Source organism: Aquimarina litoralis, from assembly GCF_019295435.1.
In the GTDB taxonomy this organism is placed as follows: Bacteria; Bacteroidota; Bacteroidia; order Flavobacteriales; family Flavobacteriaceae; genus Aquimarina; species Aquimarina litoralis_A.
In genome coordinates this window covers 1-20,720 of record NZ_WEKL01000056.1, presented here as the reverse complement: position 1 = coordinate 20,720, position 20,720 = coordinate 1, and the positions used below count along the sequence as shown (strand labels likewise).

Sequence of the window (20,720 nt, the reverse complement as noted above, 5' to 3'; positions counted from 1 at the left end):
GTATACCTATGAATTGTATTATTATTGATGATGAAGAAATGGCTAGAGCTATTATCGAACAGTTGTGTTCTCAAGTAGATGATTTAAATGTTTTAGAACAATTTCCAAATGCAATTCAGGCGATTAAGTACTTAAATCAGAATGAAGTAGATCTCATTTTTTTAGATATTCATATGCCTGATTTTACAGGATTTGATTTTATTCAAACACTGAAAAGTCCACCTAAAATTGTTCTAACTACTTCAGATAAAAATTTTGCTTTAGAAGCTTTTGAGTACGATTGTATTGTGGATTATATGGTAAAACCAATTACTCTACCACGATTTCTTAAGTGCATTCAAAAAGTACAAAGTACTCCAATAAATCAAAGTGCTCCAGCACAACAAACTCCATCTGAAGAAAACCAAGATACAAAAGAAGAAAACGACTTATATATTAATATAGATCGTAGGTTGATAAAGATAGATATACCAACGATCAATGTTATAGAAGCTAAAGGAGATTATATTCTTATTAAAACTGAAAAACAAAATTATACAGTTCATTCTACCCTTAAAAAAATAGAAGAAAAACTTCCTGATGATATCTTTTTGAAAGTACATCGCTCATATGTAATTAATTTTAAAAAGATCATCGATATCGAAGATAACAGTGTATTGATTGAAAAAGATGTAATTCCTGTTAGCCGATCCAATCGTCCAGAGCTTATGAGAAGATTAAACCTTCTTTAAAGTACTTGTCTGCGGTTTAAAACCATTGATCTACAGTTCTCTACTGCTTATCGAATACCCTAAGAATAAGCTTTTGATATAGACTAATTTTGAGTAATTCAAAAAACCAAAATCTATATCATTATGAGAAAAATTATTACTTTTTTAACCGCAATAATAGCATTGTCAATCAGTGCTCAAGAAACATTTGACTGCAACGATGGAACTTTTTACCAGGTAATTTCTGGATCCATGAAAGCATATGATCCAATTACAGGATCTTATTCTGATGCCTTACATTCTTATGATACTTATAACGCCGGTGGTTACAATGCAGTGGATAACTATTTATATGCAATTAAAAGAAGTGATAAACACCTATTGCGTATTGCCAAAGATATGATAGTAGATTTAGGAGCTGTTGCTCCTAATGGTACTGTTATATTTGGTGGTGGATATGCTGCTGATGTAGATCCAGACGGTAATTTGTGGGTATTTCAAAACAATACAAAAAGAACATTTCATAAAATAACAAATCTTAAAGATTATGATGGGAGTTACGCTCCTCAATTTGAGATTGTAGAAGCTGATGTAACCGCTCCCAGCACATGTGCCGACATTGTATATGTAAATGGAGCTTTTTATGGAGGAAGTAGAGGAAAGATGTTTAAATGGGATTTATCTACAGGTACTCCGGTTTTTTCAAGTAAATCCGTAGCTAATTTGCCATTTAGTACATTTGGCGCAGCTTATGCCGATACAGATAACAGATTGTATTTCTCGGATAATAATGGTGGTTTGTATTTGATTAATGATTATGAAGGTGCAAATCCTTCTGCTACTTTGTTAAATCTTACAGAAACTACAAACTCTAATGATGGTTTTAAATGTGCAAGTGGTATTTCTCCTTTAGATAAAGATGGAGACGGTTTATTGGATTCGATGGACGCTGATGTAGATGGAGACGGATTATCAAACGTATTTGAATGTAATGGTATGGATCCATATGGAGATATTGATGATGATGGTATGTTTAACTACTTGGATAATGATATTAGTGGTAACGGAGATAATGTAGTACAAGATGCCTTCGATAGAGATCAAGATGGAAACCCAGATTTCTTGGATATTGATTCAGATAATGATGGAATTTATGATATCGTAGAAGCAGGTGCGGGAAATAGTGATACTAACAATGATGGAGTGTGTAATTACCAAGATGCTAACTATCAGGATACCGATAATGATGGTATTGCTGATGTTTTTGATGCAGATCAGTTAGGTACAGATTTTATCCCTTTAGATACAGATAACGATCAAGTATTTGACTGTTATGATATCGATTCTGATAATGACGGAATTATAGATTTAATAGAAGGACAAGATGAGAATGCATTTTTAGGACTTTCAGGAAATGATGAAGATACCGATGGAATGGATGATAATTTTGATCCAGATTTTGGAGGAACTGTTAATGGAACGGTTAATACGGATAATGAAGATGCTTACGATCATCTAGATACAGATTCAGATAATGATGGTATTTCTGATAGTATTGAAGCATATGATAGTGATGGTGATGGAAACCCTGAAACGATTGCTTCTGGAGTAGATTCTGATAATGATGGATTAGATGATCACTACGATCAAAGAAAAACTGGTTTCGACTCTCAAAATGGAGGACAAACACCTGCTAATTTTCCAATACCAGCTATTTGTGATAGATATAATTATTTAGGAGAATTTAACGGAAATGGAAAACCTTTATATCTAGATGGAAGAGACGAAGTATCTCAAGAAACTGTGGATATGATTCATAATGCTTTACCAGAAGGATATCCTGTACCAGATTTTAATCCACATTACATTTCATCTGGATATGACACTGATGTGGTTTTAGAAGAGAATGCTGAAATATGGGTAACGTTTGTAGGAGAAGGTGCTGGATATAGAAACACTTTAGGATTCTATACCTATGATGCCGATAATCCATATGCAACGGTTCCTCAACCAGAAGACATTACTATTATTTTTCCAAATGTATCTGCTGTAGGTAGTGGAGGTGAATTAGAAGTTGGTGATAAAGTTAAAATAGGAAGTTTTCCTCCTAACACAGGTATTGGATGGGTGTTGTTAGCAAATGCATGGAAAGATGGGTGCGTAGATACAGGACATTGGCAATTATATTCAAATCCAGATTACAATCCAGAAAGTGATGAATCTTTAAGATACCACAATGTGTTACTAAATGACCCAGATTCTGACAGAATAATTCTAGGATTTGAAGATATCAGAAGAGATTATAGTTCTTGTGACCAGGATTTTAACGATGCATTATTTTATATAACAGCAAGTCCAATTACGGCTATAAGAACGGATAACTACGCAGATATTGATAGTGCCACAGATGTTACTTCAGGAAATGATGGAGGTTTGGAGAGTAATGGAGATTTAGCAAGCTTAATAGCACAAAGAAATTTTAATAGAACAAAGTCTAATACAATCTTTAATACTAAAAAATCTCAAAAAACTTTTCAACCAAGTGTTATTTCTTATAAATCAGCAAAAAATGGAGATTTGAGCACATATTTCCCAGAAACAGGAGTATTTGGATCTGAATCTGCTTATGTATCGAGCCCTGAAGATTTATTAGAGATCACGAATGCAAATACTGTATTCTCTGTAGACTATTACCAAGATGAAAGCAGAGTAGCTGCTGCATTAGCAACTTCTACAACAGGAAAAGTATATGATCATTCTAAGACAATTTGTGATCGGCTTAATGGTTCTAAATTGTTAGATTTAAGAACGGTTGATATCAGAAATCATACAATAATCAGTACTAGAATTGAAAGAGCTACTGGTGAGATTGAGTATGCACTTGTATTCTCTATCAAAGAAGGTGAATTTGAAAATGAAATCTATAGCCTTTGGAATATAGACAGTTATCCAGAAGGTAATTATAAAAACTTCCAGGTTTGGGGTGGTTCAGTAGCGCAAGTAGCGAATATTACCAATCATATCTTAGATACATTTATGATGGTAAAACCTTTGAGAAGCCATGAAGTAGCAAATAGAATTCCTACTGTATTTGTAGAAAAAGGAAAGTATGATAATGGACAGTTAGTACTAAATATCATAAATACATCTAGAGCTTCTTCAATGAATTTTAACGGAAATATCCGAAGAACTGAATTAGCAGCAGAAGTACAATTAAGCCAAGCCATTTCTTTATCAGGAGCATATAGAGAACAAGTTACAATACCTACTGGATATTTATTTGATATCGGATTCTCAGTAAATGAACCACAATCAACACAGTTAGATGCATTATATCTTGCAGATGGTCCTTGGGGAATCGATTACAAAGAAGAAGGAGTAGTTATAGAAACATTCGAAGTTTTAGAACAAACAGAAGTAATGTCAGATGATAATTATACAATTGAGAGAGGTGTATCTGTAAGCGGAGAAGTGAAAGAAACTATGAATATCTTCAGAAATATTCTAGCAGGTGATAGAACATTAAATGTGGAAGCATATGATGCATTACAATTCGAAATGAATACAGATAAAGATATAGAAGTGATTTTAGTAACTAAAGATCTTACTGATTGGAATGACAGATTGCGATACACAGTAGAAGCAGATGCTAACAATATATTACATACGATTTCTTTCTCAGATTTTGTAAATGGACAAGGCGCTAGTATGGATGTAAAAGATTTAAGAAGTATCGTGTTCTCAGTACAAGGAGATTATCAAAACTTCGAATCTTTTAACATAAATATTACAGAAGTGGCTTTTACAAATACAGCAGTATTAAGTGTTGAAGAACATGAGATTCAGGAAAAAGTAGCAAATGTGATGAATTATCCAAATCCATTTCAAGCAACCACATCTATTAGAGTTCCGGAGACATTACAAGGAACCGTTAAGATCACAGTTATTGATATGTTAGGTAGAATAGTAAGAGATGAAAAACTAGAAATGATTTCTCCAAATGAAGCTAAGTTTAATGGAAGTGGTTTGATAACAGGGATTTACAAGTATATCATTTCAGATTTAAATAAGAAAAGCTATCAAGGAAGCTTTATGAAAAAATAATGTTGTATTGATTTCAGGTTGGGTTTTTGGGGTCTACTAAGAATAGCGAGGATAAGTACTGTTTCCTCGCTATTTTTTTAATAAAAGCCTTTTTTAGGTTACTGTCGTAACGCTTCAATTTTTTTATCAAAAAGAGGTTTCCTTAAAAAATGCCATTTCAGTTTAAAACCTATTTCGGTAAATTCAAAACCGGCAGCAGTTGCTGAAGCGATGTTACTGTATTTTGCATATATATTAGCCATAAATCTTTCTGAAAAATGGTGTCCTAATTTTCCTTCTGCTCTAAAAGTGGTAGAAGCAGGGTCTTCTTCTACAAACTGTCGGCCTGCTGCTGCACTTAAACTATAAAACCAGTCATTATTTTGATCATTCAATAATTCTGCAAATATTTCTACTAAATGAAAGGAAGAAGGACTAAAGTAAATCGTCGGTACTTGATCTTTAAATGAAATAAATTGATAATTGATACCGGTTTTTAAAGCAGGCCTATTTAATATATTGTAATACAGCGAGGTAAATAATAGGTTCCTTGTATTCTCATCTGATTGTGTCGTATAAATCGCCTGAGTATACCATCCTAGATTAAAGTTGGTTCCTAAATTATAATTGATAGAATAATTATTCATGATGATTTCTCTATCAATAAGATCTGCATTGAAATTTTGTAATTCTCTTTTGTATCCAATGTCTAAACTTTGAAGTCTAAAAGGTTTAGTACTTATAATTAGTTCTCCAATGACACCAGTATAGCTGGTAGTGTTTGCATCAGAAGAGTTAAATCCTACATTGGTTTTGAGACCAATTCTACCAGTAAATTTATAATCCAATCCGATTAGTGCTTCTTGAGATTCAGCTTTGCTACCTGTTACTGTATTTTCAGTAGATCGAAAAGAATAGCTGCCTTTTAGTTTTAATTTTGGCGATAAAGGAATTTCCGTATTGAAACTGGTACTAATGGCTTCATTATTTCCGTTATCGAAAGTAAACGCAGTTTTGTTTTCAATAAAAGGGGTATGCGATTTCTTTAAGGTGGCAATCAACTTCTCGGCATCTGGTTGCTTAGGATAAAAGAATAAAGTTTTAAATGCATATTCATAGGATTCCATGTCTAAACCTGACGCTCTATAAGCATTTGCTATCCCAAGATTTCCATCGAATGAGCCTTCGTTTGTAGATAAGATCTTTTGATATTGATCTAAACTCATTCCAAAATCACTGGTATACATTCCTAAAGTAGCTCGTAAACTTAAAAGATTGGGACTTTCGGGATATAACTTTTCAAACTCAAGAAGTGAACCCTTAGCATCATTAAATTTTTTATTCCAAAATAAGGCTTGTATGTATCGCTCATAAGAAGATAAAAGGAGATTCTTGTCAGGAGATGATAGATTTTTTGCTTTTTGGAGCGATTGGGTAGCTAAATCTAAAGCTTTCTTTTCTTTAAATTTTTTGTGGGATACTAATGAAAGTCCTTGTAAGGAGGTAATACTATCTTTAGCATTTTTAGCTATGGTATAATAGGCTTTTTCAGCATTATCATATTGTTTAATGATGAGGTAAATATTAGCCTGATTAAGTAGTGTATCTTTATCCTCAGGAAAATCAACCAAATTTTGATCTAAGTAGGCCAATGCTTGTTCGTATTCTTTGTTTTGCGATAATGTAAAAGCATATCCTAGCCGAATATATTTTCTGGAAATTAATGCGTTAGGATTACCAACTTGTATATCCAAAGCTTTGTTTACGGTTTCAAGAGCTTCAGGATATTTTTTTAAGTTAGAGAGTGTATTTGCATATCCTAATACTGCGGCAAAACTGGTACTATCTTCTTGAACGATTGTTTCGTAATAAGCTTCAGCTTTATTAAAGTCTTTGTTCCATAATAAGGATTCTGCATAATTTAGTTTCACTTCAAAATCATCGGGATAAAGACTTTTGAGTTCTGTAAAGATCGAAATCGCTTTTTCTGATTCACCAAGTAGCCCAACAGCTCTTCCAAAACATAGTTTGGCAGTTTTGTTATCGGGATAATCTTTAAGAATTTTTGTAAAAAAATCCTTTGCTTCTTGATAACGACCATTTTCCAGATGACCAAACCCTTCATTCATATCTTGTGCATGAGATATTGCAATAATAAGAAGAAGAAAAACTGAGAATATTTTTTTATGCATACACAATGTTCGGTAATAATAAGTTACTAATATTTTTAATAAAATGTTAGATGAAAAATTTCTCTACAATATACCATTTGTAAGTTATGTAATTGAACCTAGATTATGAAACATAAACGTAATCTTTTTGAGGGAATATTCAACTTTGATAAACGGAATTTTCCCTAAATTGTAAAAAAGAAGGTTTTTAAATGTTAAAAAAAGTCAAGAAAAGAGGTTTTTTCTTGCTTAAAAAGTTAATTAAATGTTAATTTAATCGATGAAATGCACTTAAAACCGTTGTAATACATAGTGTTTTGCTAAAACCTTATAAAAATTACGGTTTTACAGTATTCATGTAATGAAGAATACTTTTAACTTTACATCAAGTTGATTAATAGCTGTTTATACTCAATTCAATCGTCATAAATTAAGAGTTAAAACTTCGATCACCCAACGAAGTATGTGTAACCTAAAATAGATTGATTTATAAAACATCATTACTTTTTTTCTTGCTTTTAATTGCTATATAGGAATCAAATAAGCAAGGTCCCAAAATCTTAAACAACAACATGAATACAACCGGAATCATTATTCCATGCTATAATGAATATTATAGACTGGATAAAGCTAAGTTTTCTCAATTTTTAATCCAAAAATCAAATTATCACCTATGTTTTGTGAATGACGGAAGTTCTGATAATACTTCTGAAATGTTGCATGAACTGAAACAAACAAATTCATCAAGAATTCATGTGATTGATCTAGAGCAGAATCAAGGTAAAGCTACTGCAGTTCAGGAAGGAGCAAATTATTTAGCAAGTCTAACTTATATAGATAATATTGGATTTTTAGATGCAGATTTATCTACTTCCTTAGACGAGATGCATAACTTAGTAGAGAAACTTAATGATAATTCTAAGCTATCCATGGTTTTTGGATCTAGAAAAGCCTTAGAATCAGATAATATAGAAAGAAATTTTTTTAGAAAAATGTTTTCCAGCTTTGTTGGTTTTTTTATCAGAATCATTCTTCAATTACCAATTAAAGATACCCAATGTGGTGCCAAAGTATTTAAAAAGGAAATCATTGAAAATATATACCACCAAAGATTTATAAGTAGATGGTTATTTGATATAGAGATTTTTCTACGTCTTAAAAAGCAGATTGGTCTCAAGGATTTATTAAATACCATTAGCGAAGAACCCTTAGACAGTTGGATCGAGGTCGAAGGTTCTAAAATAACACTGAAAGACTCCTTCTTAATTCCTCTAAATCTTATGATGATTTGGTTGAACTATATGAAGATTTCTAGAAAAAGTACTTCTGATGTAGTGGTATTGAAAAGCGCATAATGATGTTCTAAATCATGTTTGCTAACCATAGCAATGTCTTTATCAGATGAGATCTACCATTCGACGACATAAAAATGTATACAGTCTAAAACAGAAACATTTTATGGAAAAGAATCGACAACTTTAGAGTAATCAAAACCCAAATTATTATGGCCCTAAAAATAACAAATAAATACGGAATCTTTGAATTAGAAGGAAATGTAGTAGGTAAAAACGCTTTATCTCTAAAACACCATTTCGAACAGTTGATGGTTTCGTCAGAACAGATAGTATTATCTCTTGATAAAGTGAAACGAATTGACCCACAAGGAATTCAAGTGCTTAGTAATTTATACAGAAGAGCAATTAAGAACAACAAGATATTCTACCTCATTGGTTCCGAAAATGATATTATTAAGAAGGCCTTTGGAAAAGTAAATTATATGATAAGAAAGGATTTTCTATAATCCTTAATCGCCCCAAAATAGAACTTATGGAACTAGAGATAAATAATGTTAGAGGACGTATAGAAGTGGCAGGAAATTTTACTTCTGAAAATGTCCATAAAGTAAAAGATCACTTTAACTACCTATTAGATCATTATGATGAAGTAGTAATGTGTCTTAGAAAAGTAAAAAAAATAGATCGAAAAGCACTAAAAGTTTTACTACTGATCTATGCAAAAGCAAAGAAAAGAAAGAAAGTATTATTTGTATTGGGAAAGAAAAATGAAAAGGTGTTTAAAGCCTTAAAAACAAATAAACTCAATCATATTTTTAGAAATGACTATTAGCACATTTATTCCAAAACTAAGCGCAGAGCAAAAATTTATGCTAAGCGTAATTATTGTGAATGCTGGGAATTATCTCTATAATTTATTATTAGGGAGAATTCTTGGTCCAGAAATGTTCGCAGATGCCGCATTATTAATAACATTTCTGTTAGTGTTATCCTTTGTTGCGATGACCTTTCAATTAGCCACTGCAAAGTTTTCGGTATTATTTGAAAATGCTTCTTTTAAGAGTTTCATTTCTCTTATTTATAAGTATGCAGGTATAACAGGTATCGTTATAGGAGCTGCAATGGTAGTTTTTTCAAAACAATTACAAGCACTTTTTAATACGAACACTTCGCTGATGTTTACCATTTTTGGATTGGGAGTGCCGATTTATTTTATAATGAGTGTAAATAGAGGTTTTTATCAAGGAACCAAGAGATTCGAAAAACTTGCTTGGACTTATCAAGGAGAGATGTTTAGTAGATTGGCGATTACACTATTATTGATATTCATGATTTCTAATGTGAATTCATCAATTTTGGTAGTAGTTGGTATTTTCGCATCTTTCTTTTTTGGATTGTTACCATTCAAAAAAGAAAACTTTTCTCTTCAAGTAAAGAATGTATTGACCAAAAATCAAACGAGTCAAATTAGTAAGTTTTTTGTATTAACTGCATTTTACGAGCTAACGCAAATTATCATTAATAACAGTGATATCCTTTTGGTTAAACACTATTTTGCTGAATATGATGCTGGATTATACGCTTCATTAGCACTGATCGGAAGGGTCGTATATTTTGTTACCTGGATGTTTGTAATGCTTTTATTACCAGCAGTTATCGAAAAGAAGAAATTAGGAGAAGCTACAGCACCAATTTTAACAAAGTATGTAGGATATGTAGTTGGATTAGCATCCGTTGTTGTATTAGGGTGTTATCTTTTTCCAGAATTAGCAATTCATCTATTATTTGGAGATGCATACTTATCAATGGCTCCTTTATTATGGAAATATGCCGTAGCAACAGCCTTATTTGCAGTGTCTAATATTTTTGCATATTATTTTTTATCACTAGACCAATATATGCCAGTAGTGGTTTCAGGACTACTGGGAATTTCACAAATCTTGCTTATTGTATTTTTTCATAATTCGCTTTTAGAAGTAGTGATTGTGCAAATCATAGCAATGGCCATTTTATTAGTAATTCAATTGATGTATTTCTTTATTAAAAGTGGTGATAAAAACACTAGAGCAAAGAGATAGAAACTTTTAACCAATATGTGACAAACCAACAGAATCAAAATAAACACTAAAAAAACACCGAAAAAAACAAGAATACTATAACATCAAACTATAATTAAAAATCAAAACACATGAAATTAGCAATTGTAACAGCTTATCCTCCAAGCAAAGTAACACTGAATGAATATGCATTTCATTTAGTAAAACATTTTAGACAGCAAACAGACATTACTGAATTAGTTTTGCTCACAGATATTACAGAAGAAGAAGCGAATCTGGAATTTGAAGCAGAAGGATGCAAAGTTGTGGTAAAGCAATGTTGGAAGTTTAACAGCTATAAAAATATTAGAACGGTAATGAAAGCCGTGAAGCAAACCAAACCTGAAGCTATTTTATTCAATCTTCAATTCATGAAGTTTGGTGATAAAAAAGTAGCTGCTGCTTTAGGACTATTACTGCCATTTTTGTGTAAAATGAAGAAAATACCAACCATTGTTTTGTTACATAATATCATGGAACAAGTGGATCTGGATAAAGCAGGTTTTACCAATAACATTTTGCTAAAGACTATATTTAATTTTATCGGTACGGTATTAACAAGATTTGTATTAGCATCTGATCGTGTTGCTGTTACTATAAGCAAATATGTAGAGATTCTAGAGAAAAAATACAAAGCCAAAAATGTGGTATTGATTCCTCATGGAACTTTCGAAATTCCAGAAGAACCGTCTTATGAATTACCAGAAGGTCCTTTAAAGATTATGACTTTCGGTAAGTTTGGAACGTATAAAAAAGTAGAAATTTTAATCGATGCTGTCAAAAAAGTAAGAAAGGAAACCGGAGCAGACCTGGAAGTAGTAATTGCAGGAACGGATAACCCCAATACACTTGGTTACTTAGAAAACGTACAGCATCAATATAAAGACACACCACAGCTTACTTTTACAGGATATGTAGCGGAAGAGGATGTACCAGTAATTTTTGGAGAAAGTGCTATGGTTGTATTTCCTTATACCTCTACAACTGGAAGCTCTGGTGTATTACATCAAGCAGGAAGTTATGGTAAGGCAGTAGTGATGCCAGACCTTGGAGATCTAAGTATATTGGTAAAAGAAGAGGGATATAGAGGTGAGTTTTTTGACCCTCAAAGTACCGATAGTTTAGCGTCTGCAATACAAAAAATAGTGGTGGATAAAACATATAGAAATCAACTGGCAAAAGCAAATTACCAAGCAGCAACTGCCTTTCCGATGAGTAGAATCACCAAAATGTATATAGATACGTTTAAGAATATTAAAAATGGGAAGAAAAGTAGAAAAGAAAAAGAAGAAAAAGAATTACAAAGAGTATCTGTTTAAGTAGTACTATAAGTTAGATAGTACTTATTTAAGCCGTAATAATTAAGTGTTTTGATGTTTTTTTCAAAAAGATGTTTTTCAATAACTGATAAATTGGAAAGCATCTTTTTTATTTCCTTCAGCATCAATAAATCCAAAATGCTTTTGCGCATTTTTTCTCCACGGCAACCTTCCTACAACTGCTGAAGGGATATTATTAAAGTCATATAAAGTCCAGGATAAATAGTGCAATTTATTTTCTTGTATAATTTTTAGAAATGCTTCGTGATAAGCTGCCTGATCTTTTTCGTTATTCCCGAAAGGTGACCACAAACCTTTATTTGAGGATAGCCCAAACTCTTGCAATACCAAAGGTTTGTCTAAAGAAGATAAGCTTTTAAAAGATTCAGAAAACTCGGCTAAATCTTTGTAATAATGAAAAGAAACAATGTCAACCTCATCGCTTAGTATATCAGCGGATTCAATAGAAGACCATCCAATGGTAATAGGATGTTCATCATCTAAAGCACGTATTTGATAGATCATTTCTTTTAACCAGGCTAATACGGTTTCTTTTGTTCTATTCTCAAAATCGAGATTAGGTTCGTTTTTTATATCCCAAACTAACAGTGCTGGGTGTTCTTTTATACTGCTTACAATTTGTTCAGCATGCCTATGTGTAAAGGTCCAATCATCTACTGCATAATTTCCGTAAAAGTCAAAAAGGGTAAGTACAACTTTTAGTTGATTGCTTTCAGCCTCGTCCATTACCTCTTGTAATTTTGTGAGCTTCACTTCCTGTACAAACTCTTTTCCAAAATCGTCATAAGGGACAAATATTCTTATGGTGTTGAGTCCTGCATTTTTGATAATTTCAAAATCCTTACGAATTGTACTAATATCAAATTCTTCTCCAAACATATCCCAAGGAGTTTCCTGGGGATAGTAGTTAATTCCTTTAATTTGATAAGGTTGATTATTAACAAAGATCTGATTTCCTTTTACATAGGAAGTTTTCTTTTGTTTTACAGTATCAGTAATATGAGAATTAGGTTGTTTTACAATATGACGAACTCTCCAAAATCCATCTTCTAAGAGCATGGCAATTTTATAACTAGCTGTTGTAATAGTTTCGAACTGTAAAGAATCCTTCTTAAAGGTTTGTGTGTATGCTCTCACATTTTGATCTTCAAAAACTACTAACTGTCCATCTGCACTATAAAAATCTAGAGCAAGGTGATGATCTAATGTAGTGCTTACTATTTTTAAGTCGTTTGTCTTATTAAAATGAATTCCATCTACCAAGTGTTTACGAGCACTTTCAGTATAAAAATCGAAAATGCCTAAAGAATCATAGGTAGTATATCCTACATTTCTAACATACCATGAGTTTACATAATCTTTTTGGATATTGAACATAGTTTGCTTCTCAATAGGTCGAGCAGGATTGATGGTATCTTTCCACTCAACCGTTGGCATATAGGCTTGCTTGTTTTTAACCCCTATATGCAGCATCATAGAACGATCCGCACCAGTATTTAGAAATGACAAGGTTTGACTGATGCCAAAAAGAATTAATGCATTTACGGCAATAAATGAACTAATAATGAAAGATCTATATATCATTTTATTCTGTTTCTTCATTCTAATTCTATACGATCGTATTTTTTATATACTCCCATTCCTATTATTTCCATAGTATAGATCCCTTTTGGGAAAAAATCTTCTGATAAATGGAAATTCACAAATCCTTTTGAGGAATATTCGGTCAATTTTTCAATAAGTCGATCATCCTGATATATGTGTAAAGTGATAAAAGCACCGTCAGGAATAATTTGATTCATGAAACTTACAATGGCTCCAACTTCTATGGTTCTATTTTGCTCTTTAAAAGTAACGTTATAATCAGTTACAGCAGGTTTAAACTCTAGTTCGATACTATTACTTTCAGCCATTTCAGGAATAAATGCTTTAGCATCCCAAATAGCTTTTTGGTCTGGATGGATCATAAATCCTCTCGCTACACCATCAATCGTAGTGCCCGAAGTACGAAGTTGTTCTTGGTTGTCTTTTAAAATACTAAACTCGACAACACGACCATCACTAATGATATTACCAAATTCATCTCGTATTGTGGAGGTGAAAAACTCCACAATTTGATTTCCATCTGCATATTCATGTTTTTTATTGGCAAATAATTCAAAATCTTCAGCTTGTGATGGAAATACATCCAAGGTGAATTCTTTTGAAGCAATTTCATTGATATTGGCACTAACAAGTATTCTGCCAGATTTTTCATAAGAATAGATGTTTTTCCAAACTATAAAATCTCTACTATATAATTCGTTTTCAATTTCCTTATCTAAAAATTGATGCTTTACTACAGTCATTGTGCTGTCTTTTACAGGGTTATCGTATTGATCGGTAGCTATAATAGATAACATGGCGTAATCAATACCTCCAGCAATAATACTTGGAGGACCTAAATATGATTCTAAAGGTTCTTTTACATTGTTGGAAGAGTTGATTTGGAATTTTCCAGAGTATATTTTACGTTGATTCCTGATCAAATTGTATTCTACTAAACCTCTTTTTCTGGCAAGATATTCAGGAATGATAAATGCTATATGATCACCTTGTCTATCTGGCACAAGGAATGTGCTCCCATAAGAGCTTTCTATAGATAAATCTAAACTTTCGGAAGTATTGGTTTTAAATTTCAAAACAATCTCTTCTCCTGCGGTATACTCTTTTCGGGAGTCTAAGGGAGTGATTTCTATTTCTTGATTCTTCTTCGTTATTGGGGAATTGATGGTAAACCCAAACATTAGGATCATAAGGAATAGTACATATGTAATATGATTGCTTTTCATTAATTAGGTGCTCCGATGTAATTATTTACTTCTACTTTGATATAACTATAACTCTGTCCTTTAATAGGGATAAGCATATAATCTTCTTGATTCGTTCTTCTGTTTGGGGTAACTTTAAAACTGATATCTTTATTTGGTAAGCCGTTTACATAAATATTTTCCATATCAAGGCTGATGGACTTAAGATCGCAGATTTCTTTTAATTCGTATTCAAAACCTTTTTTACGTTGAGGACGAATTCCTTCTCTAACATATGAATGATCTACCCAAATAATTTCTTTGTCGCTATTATAATAGGATACAATTAACTGAGGGATTGTAATTTCCTGCAATCCAGAATTAAATAATACACCGAAAACTTTGTTTTCATTAATTTTTATTTCAGAAATAGCAAGACCTTTATATAAATCAGTAGTGGCAACATTCCCAGCACATTGCAAATTAAAAGTCGCTGGTATATCTTCTAATTCGATGGCAGTAAATTCATCTGGATTAAAAGTTTCAGGTTTTGGTTTATCAGCATTCATCCATGCAGTTCCTTCAAAATTAATTCTAAAACTTGTAATTTCTTTAGGAACTAGTTTATGTTTTATTTGATCCTTAGCGTTATAAACAGCAAGTTCTTTATTCTCTGCATTATATAAAGTTGCTTTTATGACGACGTCTGCAGGAACGTTATCTACATTTTGTATTTCTCCAACAACAGTATACACGGTATCATTCTGAATTAGGTTTGCTCGTAAAACCTCTAATACAGGCTGTTTTAAAACATCTTCATGAAATGTTTGTTCAGATGAGATACGTCTCCTTCCATGATTGTAAAATTGCGTTTTGTTTTGAGAAAACAATTGATCAGGAGGAATGTCTAGATCATAATTAGGAGGTTTTACAAACCATTTTCCTTTATATTTTACCAAATCATGATAAAATATTTTATCAATTCTCTCCAAAGGAGTAATCCAGTATGTAGTAGCTTTTGCTTTTGCGGTGCTATCTGTTTGATCTAAAATTGAAACATTAATCTCATCCATTTTAGCATACGAACTTAATAAACCATCCGTTACCGCAATTTCCAACATATACTGGTCTTCCTTTTTGTTACTTTCAGGATCTATATAACTATAAGCACGTTTAAATTCTTTAAAATCCAAAGCATCATAATAAGCCTTTACAATATTTTCTGGACTAATTTGTGTCGTGTTTTTCATATAGAAAATATAAATACCAAAAGCCACAATACCTAATAGAAAAACTACCCATACATGTTGCAGGGTAACCATGTAATTTTTAAAGTCTGTGTATCTAATTCGGTACTTGAAAAAATCAGGATGTTGACGATCTCTTGTTTTGAGTGCCAATATCATGATCATCTGAATATTAATCACAAAAGCAATGATAACAGTAGTTACTGGAATTATTCCCCACATTAATTTTAGGGGTAAAGCGACGTCATCTTTGGGTATTATATTAGGTATAGGTGGTACATTTAATTTTTCCCAAACCATGATTCCATTTTCCAATTGTCTTAATCGCTGCCAACCACAGAAAAATAGAATAGGGTCATAAAATTTGTCATTAGAAAAGACATATTTCAAGTTATATTTCTCTGGTACTGTTAGAAACTGTTGTAAAGAACCGATACCTTCTACACCTCTAAATTTAGAGTTTTCAAGTCTTTCAACGGCTCTTGATGTTAATTCAGGAAGTCTTCTTGCAGAATGATAATTACCATCTACAGTCATAGCATTGGTTTGCGCTGATAACCAGGCCATTTGATCTCCAAATCCTAATGGTAAATATCTCCAATGATCATGCTGATCTTGTTTCAGGAAATTTAAGATAGGAAGCATCTTTATTTTCTGCGGCTGTGAAGGTCTAAAATACCCTAAACTCATCGTAAATATGCATACGAAAATGTAAGCTCCTGCAAAAGCTCCACCAAGAATTCTATGATAAACACTACCGAATTTTTTCTGAATACTATCTTTGATATCACCTTCTGCAAACCGATAACAAAACTCCCCAAAAATTGGTAATGCCATAATAGAACCCCAAAGCGTAAATCTATCTAAGGTAAGGATGTTAAAAGCATTGTCACCAAGTATCATTATAGGAATTGGTGTTGTGCCACCCGTTCCAAGAATACTTAATAAGGTTAATGAAAGTCCAAAAAACAAATATCTTTTGCTATAATATCGATAGAAGATATATGGGAAAATAAATAGAATGATACCCCAAGGAATTAGAAAAAAGACTAATCCAGATGAAGTAACTTCTAAGAAATTATCTCTCGAGCCATGAGGAATTGGTACTTGAGTTATTGGGTTATTCTTGGTATTGATCCAATAAGGCAGAATACAAAAGACAATTAGGAATAAAGACCCAAAACCAAAACTTACAATTCGCCAAAAAAGCTTAAAAAAAGTTCGTAGAAAATGTTTAAATCGAATAGCTGCAAAAGAACCAACCTGGTCGCGGGCACTATCCATAATCACCATACCAATTAAAGGAAATATAAAAAATACCATTCCAAAGATTGGAGTTACATGATGTGAGGTTACAGTGACTGCTAATAAACTAAAAGCTCTTATTAAGTAGAGGTATTTACCTGTTTTGATCCATAGATAAATTTCAGGCAAAGAATGCATTAAAACGGAAACACCTACAATACTAGGAAGCTGTCCAAATATATGCAGTGTCTCTACAAAAGATGACGAAAATACTGCTACTAGTGCAGCATACCCGGCGACATCTCTCTTGCCAGTAATTAAAAGCGAATATCGATAGACTCCAGTAATGAATAGTATAATACCTATAAAAGCAACGGTAAAAAGTCCAAATTTAAGTCCGCCAATTAATGAAAAAAGTCCGATACTCTGATGTACAAGTGGAGGATATCCTTGAACGGTAAAACCAGTATACCAACTGTAACTCCATGGTTCGAACCAACTATTCGCATAGTGATCTGCAAAGAAAAGATGAATTAAAGCATCATAGGTAGTCTCTATAGTAAAAAAGATACTAGAACCATGAAATAAGATCCCAATTAGTAAAGCACTGATTAAGTATTTATTTGTGATTTTTTTATCCATTCAATAATCGTAAGCGGAAACTTCCCCCTTAAATATATGAGAAAGTTTCTTAAAACTAAAGATACGATAAAGCTTTTGGTTTCGACGAATGGTCTGTCTTTCGATAAATGTCATTCGTCGAAAGCTCTTTTTAAGTGATCGAATTACCTAAATATTCGATGGTCCTTCAACCTACATTTGAAGTGTAACCCAAAATAATGTATTATGAAAACTGGAATTATTATACCATGTTATAACGAAGAAAACAGGTTAAACAGGCAGGCATTTATAAATTTTATTAGTCAAGAAAATAACTATTATTTATGTTTCGTAAATGATGGAAGTAATGATAATACGATTGGGGTTTTAAAAGAAATTCAAGGAGTAAATCCTGAAAAGGTAAGTATTATAGATATGAAAAAAAACGGTGGCAAAGCAGCGGCCGTTAGAGCAGGTTCTAGATATTTTTATAGTAATAATAAAATTGATTATATCGGATTTATTGATGCTGATCTTTCAACAGATTTTGAAGACTTTGGAGATTTAGTAAAAACACTAGAGGTAAATAATGAATTGAATTTTGTGTTTGGTTCTAGAACCAAAAATGCTTCAAAAGCAATTGAAAAAGATAATATAAGGGCTTTGATATCAAAAGTGATAAACGTGCTAATCATTTTAATTCTGGGTTTGTCCATTAGCGATACACAATGCGGAGCTAAAGTGTATCGCGCAGAATTAGTACCAATAGTATTTACCGAAAGTTTTTTGAGTAGATGGCTTTTTGATGTAGAGATTTTTATTAGAATGAAAAGATATTTTGGTAAAGAAAAAACTATTACATCAATTTTTGAGCAACCTTTAAAAAGATGGGTTCATATGGATGACTCTAAATTAGGATTAAAAGATTCTTTGGAAATTCCTTATAGATTAGTATCCATTTGGTTCAATTATAATGTCTTATCTATGTTTATAATTGATGAAGTGCAAACAGTTAAAGAACCAATGGTAAAGATATACAGCAGCTCTGCATCATATATGGCTGCATAATGAATAAGTAAATTATAAGTTTAATACATATAAATTAAGAAGCATATGGATAAAAAAATATAGGTACTATTCTAATTCTAAAAGTAATAACGGTAAACATCAGAAATTTTAGAAGGTACTTATGAATTATTGAATTAGGTTAAGTAAATAGAAATTAGATTTTAACGACGGTTAAAAGAGTACCAGCTAACTTTTGGGACAGGTTAGCTGGTATTATTATTTATACATTCTTAACTAGCCAATCTCCAACTTCACTAGTTTTATAAGCTTTTCCGTTTCCGGCAAGATCCTCTGTAACAATACCTTCTTCTAATGATTTATCCACTACATTTCTGATTGCCTGCGCCTCGTCCTGAAGACCAAATGCAGTTTCAAACATCATCGCAGCAGATAGAACAGTCGCTAAAGGATTGGCGATATCTTTTCCAGCAGCTTGAGGATACGATCCATGTATAGGTTCGAATAAAGATGTTTTTTCTCCTAAAGAAGCAGAAGGCATTAATCCCATAGATCCTGATATTACTGAAGCTTCATCGGTAAGAATATCCCCAAATAAATTTTCAGTAATCAATACATCATAAGAATTTGGCCATTGTACCAATCTCATGGCTACAGCATCCACAAATTCATAACTAACCTCAACTTCCGGGTAATCTTTCTCCATAGCTTGCACTGTTTCTCTCCACAAACGAGAAGATTCTAAAACATTTGCTTTATCTACACAGCATAGTTTTTTGTTTCGTGCCATCGCCATTTCGAAACCTTTCTTAGCCAATCTTTTTACCTCTTCTCTAGTATACGTACAAGTATCATAGGCAGTTTCTCCATTATCTTCTCTTCCTCTTTTTCCAAAATAGATACCACTTGTTAATTCGCGTAAGAATACCAAATCGGTTCCTTCTATACGTTCCTGTTTTAGTGGAGATTTATCAATTAATGAAGGAAACGTAAAAGTCGGTCTTACATTAGCAAATAATCCTAATTTTTGACGCATTTTTAGTAGTCCTTGTTCCGGACGTACTTTTGCAGAAGGATCATTATCAAATCTTGGATGACCAATAGCTCCAAATAATACCGCATCAGCATTGGTACATACTTCATGCGTTTCATCTGGATACGGTTCCCCTACAGCATCAATCGCAGCTGCTCCAGTTAATGCAGACGTCCAATTAATTTGATGTTCGTATTTTTCTGCGATAGCATCACATACCTTAACCGCTTGATCTATTACCTCTGGTCCAATACCGTCTCCGGCAAGTAGTGCAATGTTTAATTCCATTTTTGTTAATTCTAATTTATAGTAATTTACTAGTTATGTCACATTGAGCTTGTCGAAGTGTTATATTGAAATTCCAAATCGCCCTCGACAAGCTCAGACTGACAATCTGGTTCGATATATCATTACATTTCAATAATGTTCAGCATTTTTTCTGTTGCTTTAATGGCAGAAACGGTTTGATCCGAATCTAACCCTCTGGTTACAAATTCTTTAGCTTCAGTTTTCCAGGTAATTACAGTTTCACATAGTGCATCAGAATTACTTCCTGGTGGTATTCTTACGGCATAATCAATCAATTTCGGAAGCTTCTTATTCTTTTGTTGATATACCTTTGCTAAAGCATTCATGAAAGCATCATACTGACCATCACCTTGTGCATGTTCTTCAATGATTTCGTCCTCCAATTTAATAGCCAATGTCGCCGATGGATTTAACCCTTTCGCATGATTTAAAACATAGGATTTGATCTTTACTTTTTTAGTATATAAATTACTATCTAATACGTCAGAAATAATGTAAGGTAAATCTTCTTGCGTAACGACTTCTTTTTTATCACCGAGTTTGATGATTTTCTGTGTTACCTTTTTGATATCTTCCGGACTTAATTTTAATCCAAGTTCTTGAAGGTTTTTTTCGATGTTGGCTTTTCCAGAAGTCTTGCCAAGTGCATACTTTCGTTTTCTTCCAAAACGTTCTGGCATCAAATCATTAAAATAAAGATTATGCTTGTTATCACCATCTGCATGGATTCCTGCAGTTTGTGTAAATACATTATCACCAACTACAGGTTTATTAGC

At 32.5% G+C, this 20,720-nt stretch carries 14 protein-coding genes; 8 read left to right on the top strand and 6 right to left on the bottom strand.

Going from position 1 to position 20,720, the window contains the following annotated elements; translation table 11 throughout:
* Positions 1-8 precede the first annotated feature (8 nt).
* Together GBO31_RS20850 and GBO31_RS20845 are read left to right on the top strand one after the other, a co-directional pair.
* Positions 9-731 carry a LytR/AlgR family response regulator transcription factor gene (locus tag GBO31_RS20850; RefSeq protein ID WP_219010413.1) on the top strand — a complete coding sequence of 241 codons (723 nt, stop codon included), beginning with the start codon at positions 9-11 and terminating at the stop codon, positions 729-731.
* Between the two features lie 123 nt (positions 732-854).
* The gene (locus GBO31_RS20845) at positions 855-4,814 is read left to right on the top strand and encodes a DUF6923 family protein (protein WP_219010412.1); all 3,960 of its coding nucleotides are present in this window, start codon (positions 855-857) and stop codon (positions 4,812-4,814) included.
* Positions 4,815-4,912: 98 nt separating this feature from the next.
* Here GBO31_RS20845 and GBO31_RS20840 read toward each other — a convergent pair whose 3' ends face one another.
* Positions 4,913-6,985 (bottom strand): tetratricopeptide repeat protein, encoded by a 2,073-nt coding sequence (locus GBO31_RS20840; RefSeq protein ID WP_219010411.1) that lies wholly within the window; start codon positions 6,983-6,985, stop codon positions 4,913-4,915.
* A gap of 551 nt (positions 6,986-7,536) precedes the next feature.
* Here GBO31_RS20840 and GBO31_RS20835 point away from each other — a divergent pair.
* The 5 genes from GBO31_RS20835 to GBO31_RS20815 all read left to right on the top strand — a co-directional run bounded on the left by GBO31_RS20835 (position 7,537) and on the right by GBO31_RS20815 (position 11,674).
* Positions 7,537-8,319: a glycosyltransferase gene (locus GBO31_RS20835; RefSeq protein WP_219010410.1), complete on the top strand. Its 783-nt coding sequence runs from the start codon at positions 7,537-7,539 to the stop codon at positions 8,317-8,319.
* A gap of 149 nt (positions 8,320-8,468) precedes the next feature.
* A complete protein-coding gene (locus GBO31_RS20830; protein ID WP_219010409.1) occupies positions 8,469-8,765 on the top strand; it encodes an STAS domain-containing protein in 297 nt (98 codons plus the stop codon).
* Between the two features lie 26 nt (positions 8,766-8,791).
* The gene (locus GBO31_RS20825; protein ID WP_219010408.1) at positions 8,792-9,091 is read left to right on the top strand and encodes an STAS domain-containing protein; all 300 of its coding nucleotides are present in this window, start codon (positions 8,792-8,794) and stop codon (positions 9,089-9,091) included.
* On the top strand, positions 9,081-10,337 hold the full coding sequence (locus tag GBO31_RS20820; protein ID WP_219010407.1) for a sugar isomerase: 1,257 nt from the start codon (positions 9,081-9,083) through the stop codon (positions 10,335-10,337). The genes GBO31_RS20825 and GBO31_RS20820 overlap by 11 nt, the downstream gene beginning before the upstream one ends.
* A gap of 110 nt (positions 10,338-10,447) precedes the next feature.
* On the top strand, positions 10,448-11,674 hold the full coding sequence (locus tag GBO31_RS20815; RefSeq protein WP_219010406.1) for a glycosyltransferase: 1,227 nt from the start codon (positions 10,448-10,450) through the stop codon (positions 11,672-11,674).
* Between the two features lie 78 nt (positions 11,675-11,752).
* Here the strand turns inward: GBO31_RS20815 and GBO31_RS20810 are convergent, their stop codons facing one another.
* Genes GBO31_RS20810 through GBO31_RS20800 form a run of 3 tightly spaced genes read right to left on the bottom strand, consistent with a single transcriptional unit; the run spans position 11,753 to position 17,618 of the window.
* Positions 11,753-13,279, bottom strand: coding sequence for a cellulase family glycosylhydrolase (locus tag GBO31_RS20810; protein ID WP_246615939.1), 1,527 nt, complete (start codon positions 13,277-13,279; stop codon positions 11,753-11,755).
* A 14-nt stretch (positions 13,280-13,293) separates the two neighbouring features.
* Positions 13,294-14,526 (bottom strand): hypothetical protein, encoded by a 1,233-nt coding sequence (locus tag GBO31_RS20805; RefSeq protein ID WP_219010404.1) that lies wholly within the window; start codon positions 14,524-14,526, stop codon positions 13,294-13,296.
* Positions 14,526-17,618: a hypothetical protein gene (locus GBO31_RS20800; RefSeq protein ID WP_219010403.1), complete on the bottom strand. Its 3,093-nt coding sequence runs from the start codon at positions 17,616-17,618 to the stop codon at positions 14,526-14,528. The genes GBO31_RS20805 and GBO31_RS20800 overlap by 1 nt, the downstream gene beginning before the upstream one ends.
* A gap of 204 nt (positions 17,619-17,822) precedes the next feature.
* Here GBO31_RS20800 and GBO31_RS20795 point away from each other — a divergent pair, with 204 nt between their 5' ends.
* Positions 17,823-18,644, top strand: coding sequence for a glycosyltransferase (locus tag GBO31_RS20795; RefSeq protein WP_219010402.1), 822 nt, complete (start codon positions 17,823-17,825; stop codon positions 18,642-18,644).
* A 220-nt stretch (positions 18,645-18,864) separates the two neighbouring features.
* Here GBO31_RS20795 and leuB read toward each other — a convergent pair whose 3' ends face one another.
* Both leuB and GBO31_RS20785 read right to left on the bottom strand, forming a co-directional pair.
* A complete protein-coding gene (leuB, locus tag GBO31_RS20790) occupies positions 18,865-19,923 on the bottom strand; it encodes a 3-isopropylmalate dehydrogenase (protein ID WP_219010401.1) in 1,059 nt (352 codons plus the stop codon).
* A gap of 122 nt (positions 19,924-20,045) precedes the next feature.
* Positions 20,046-20,720: alpha-isopropylmalate synthase regulatory domain-containing protein (locus GBO31_RS20785; protein ID WP_281422477.1), on the bottom strand; the 675-nt coding region annotated here is incomplete at its 5' end.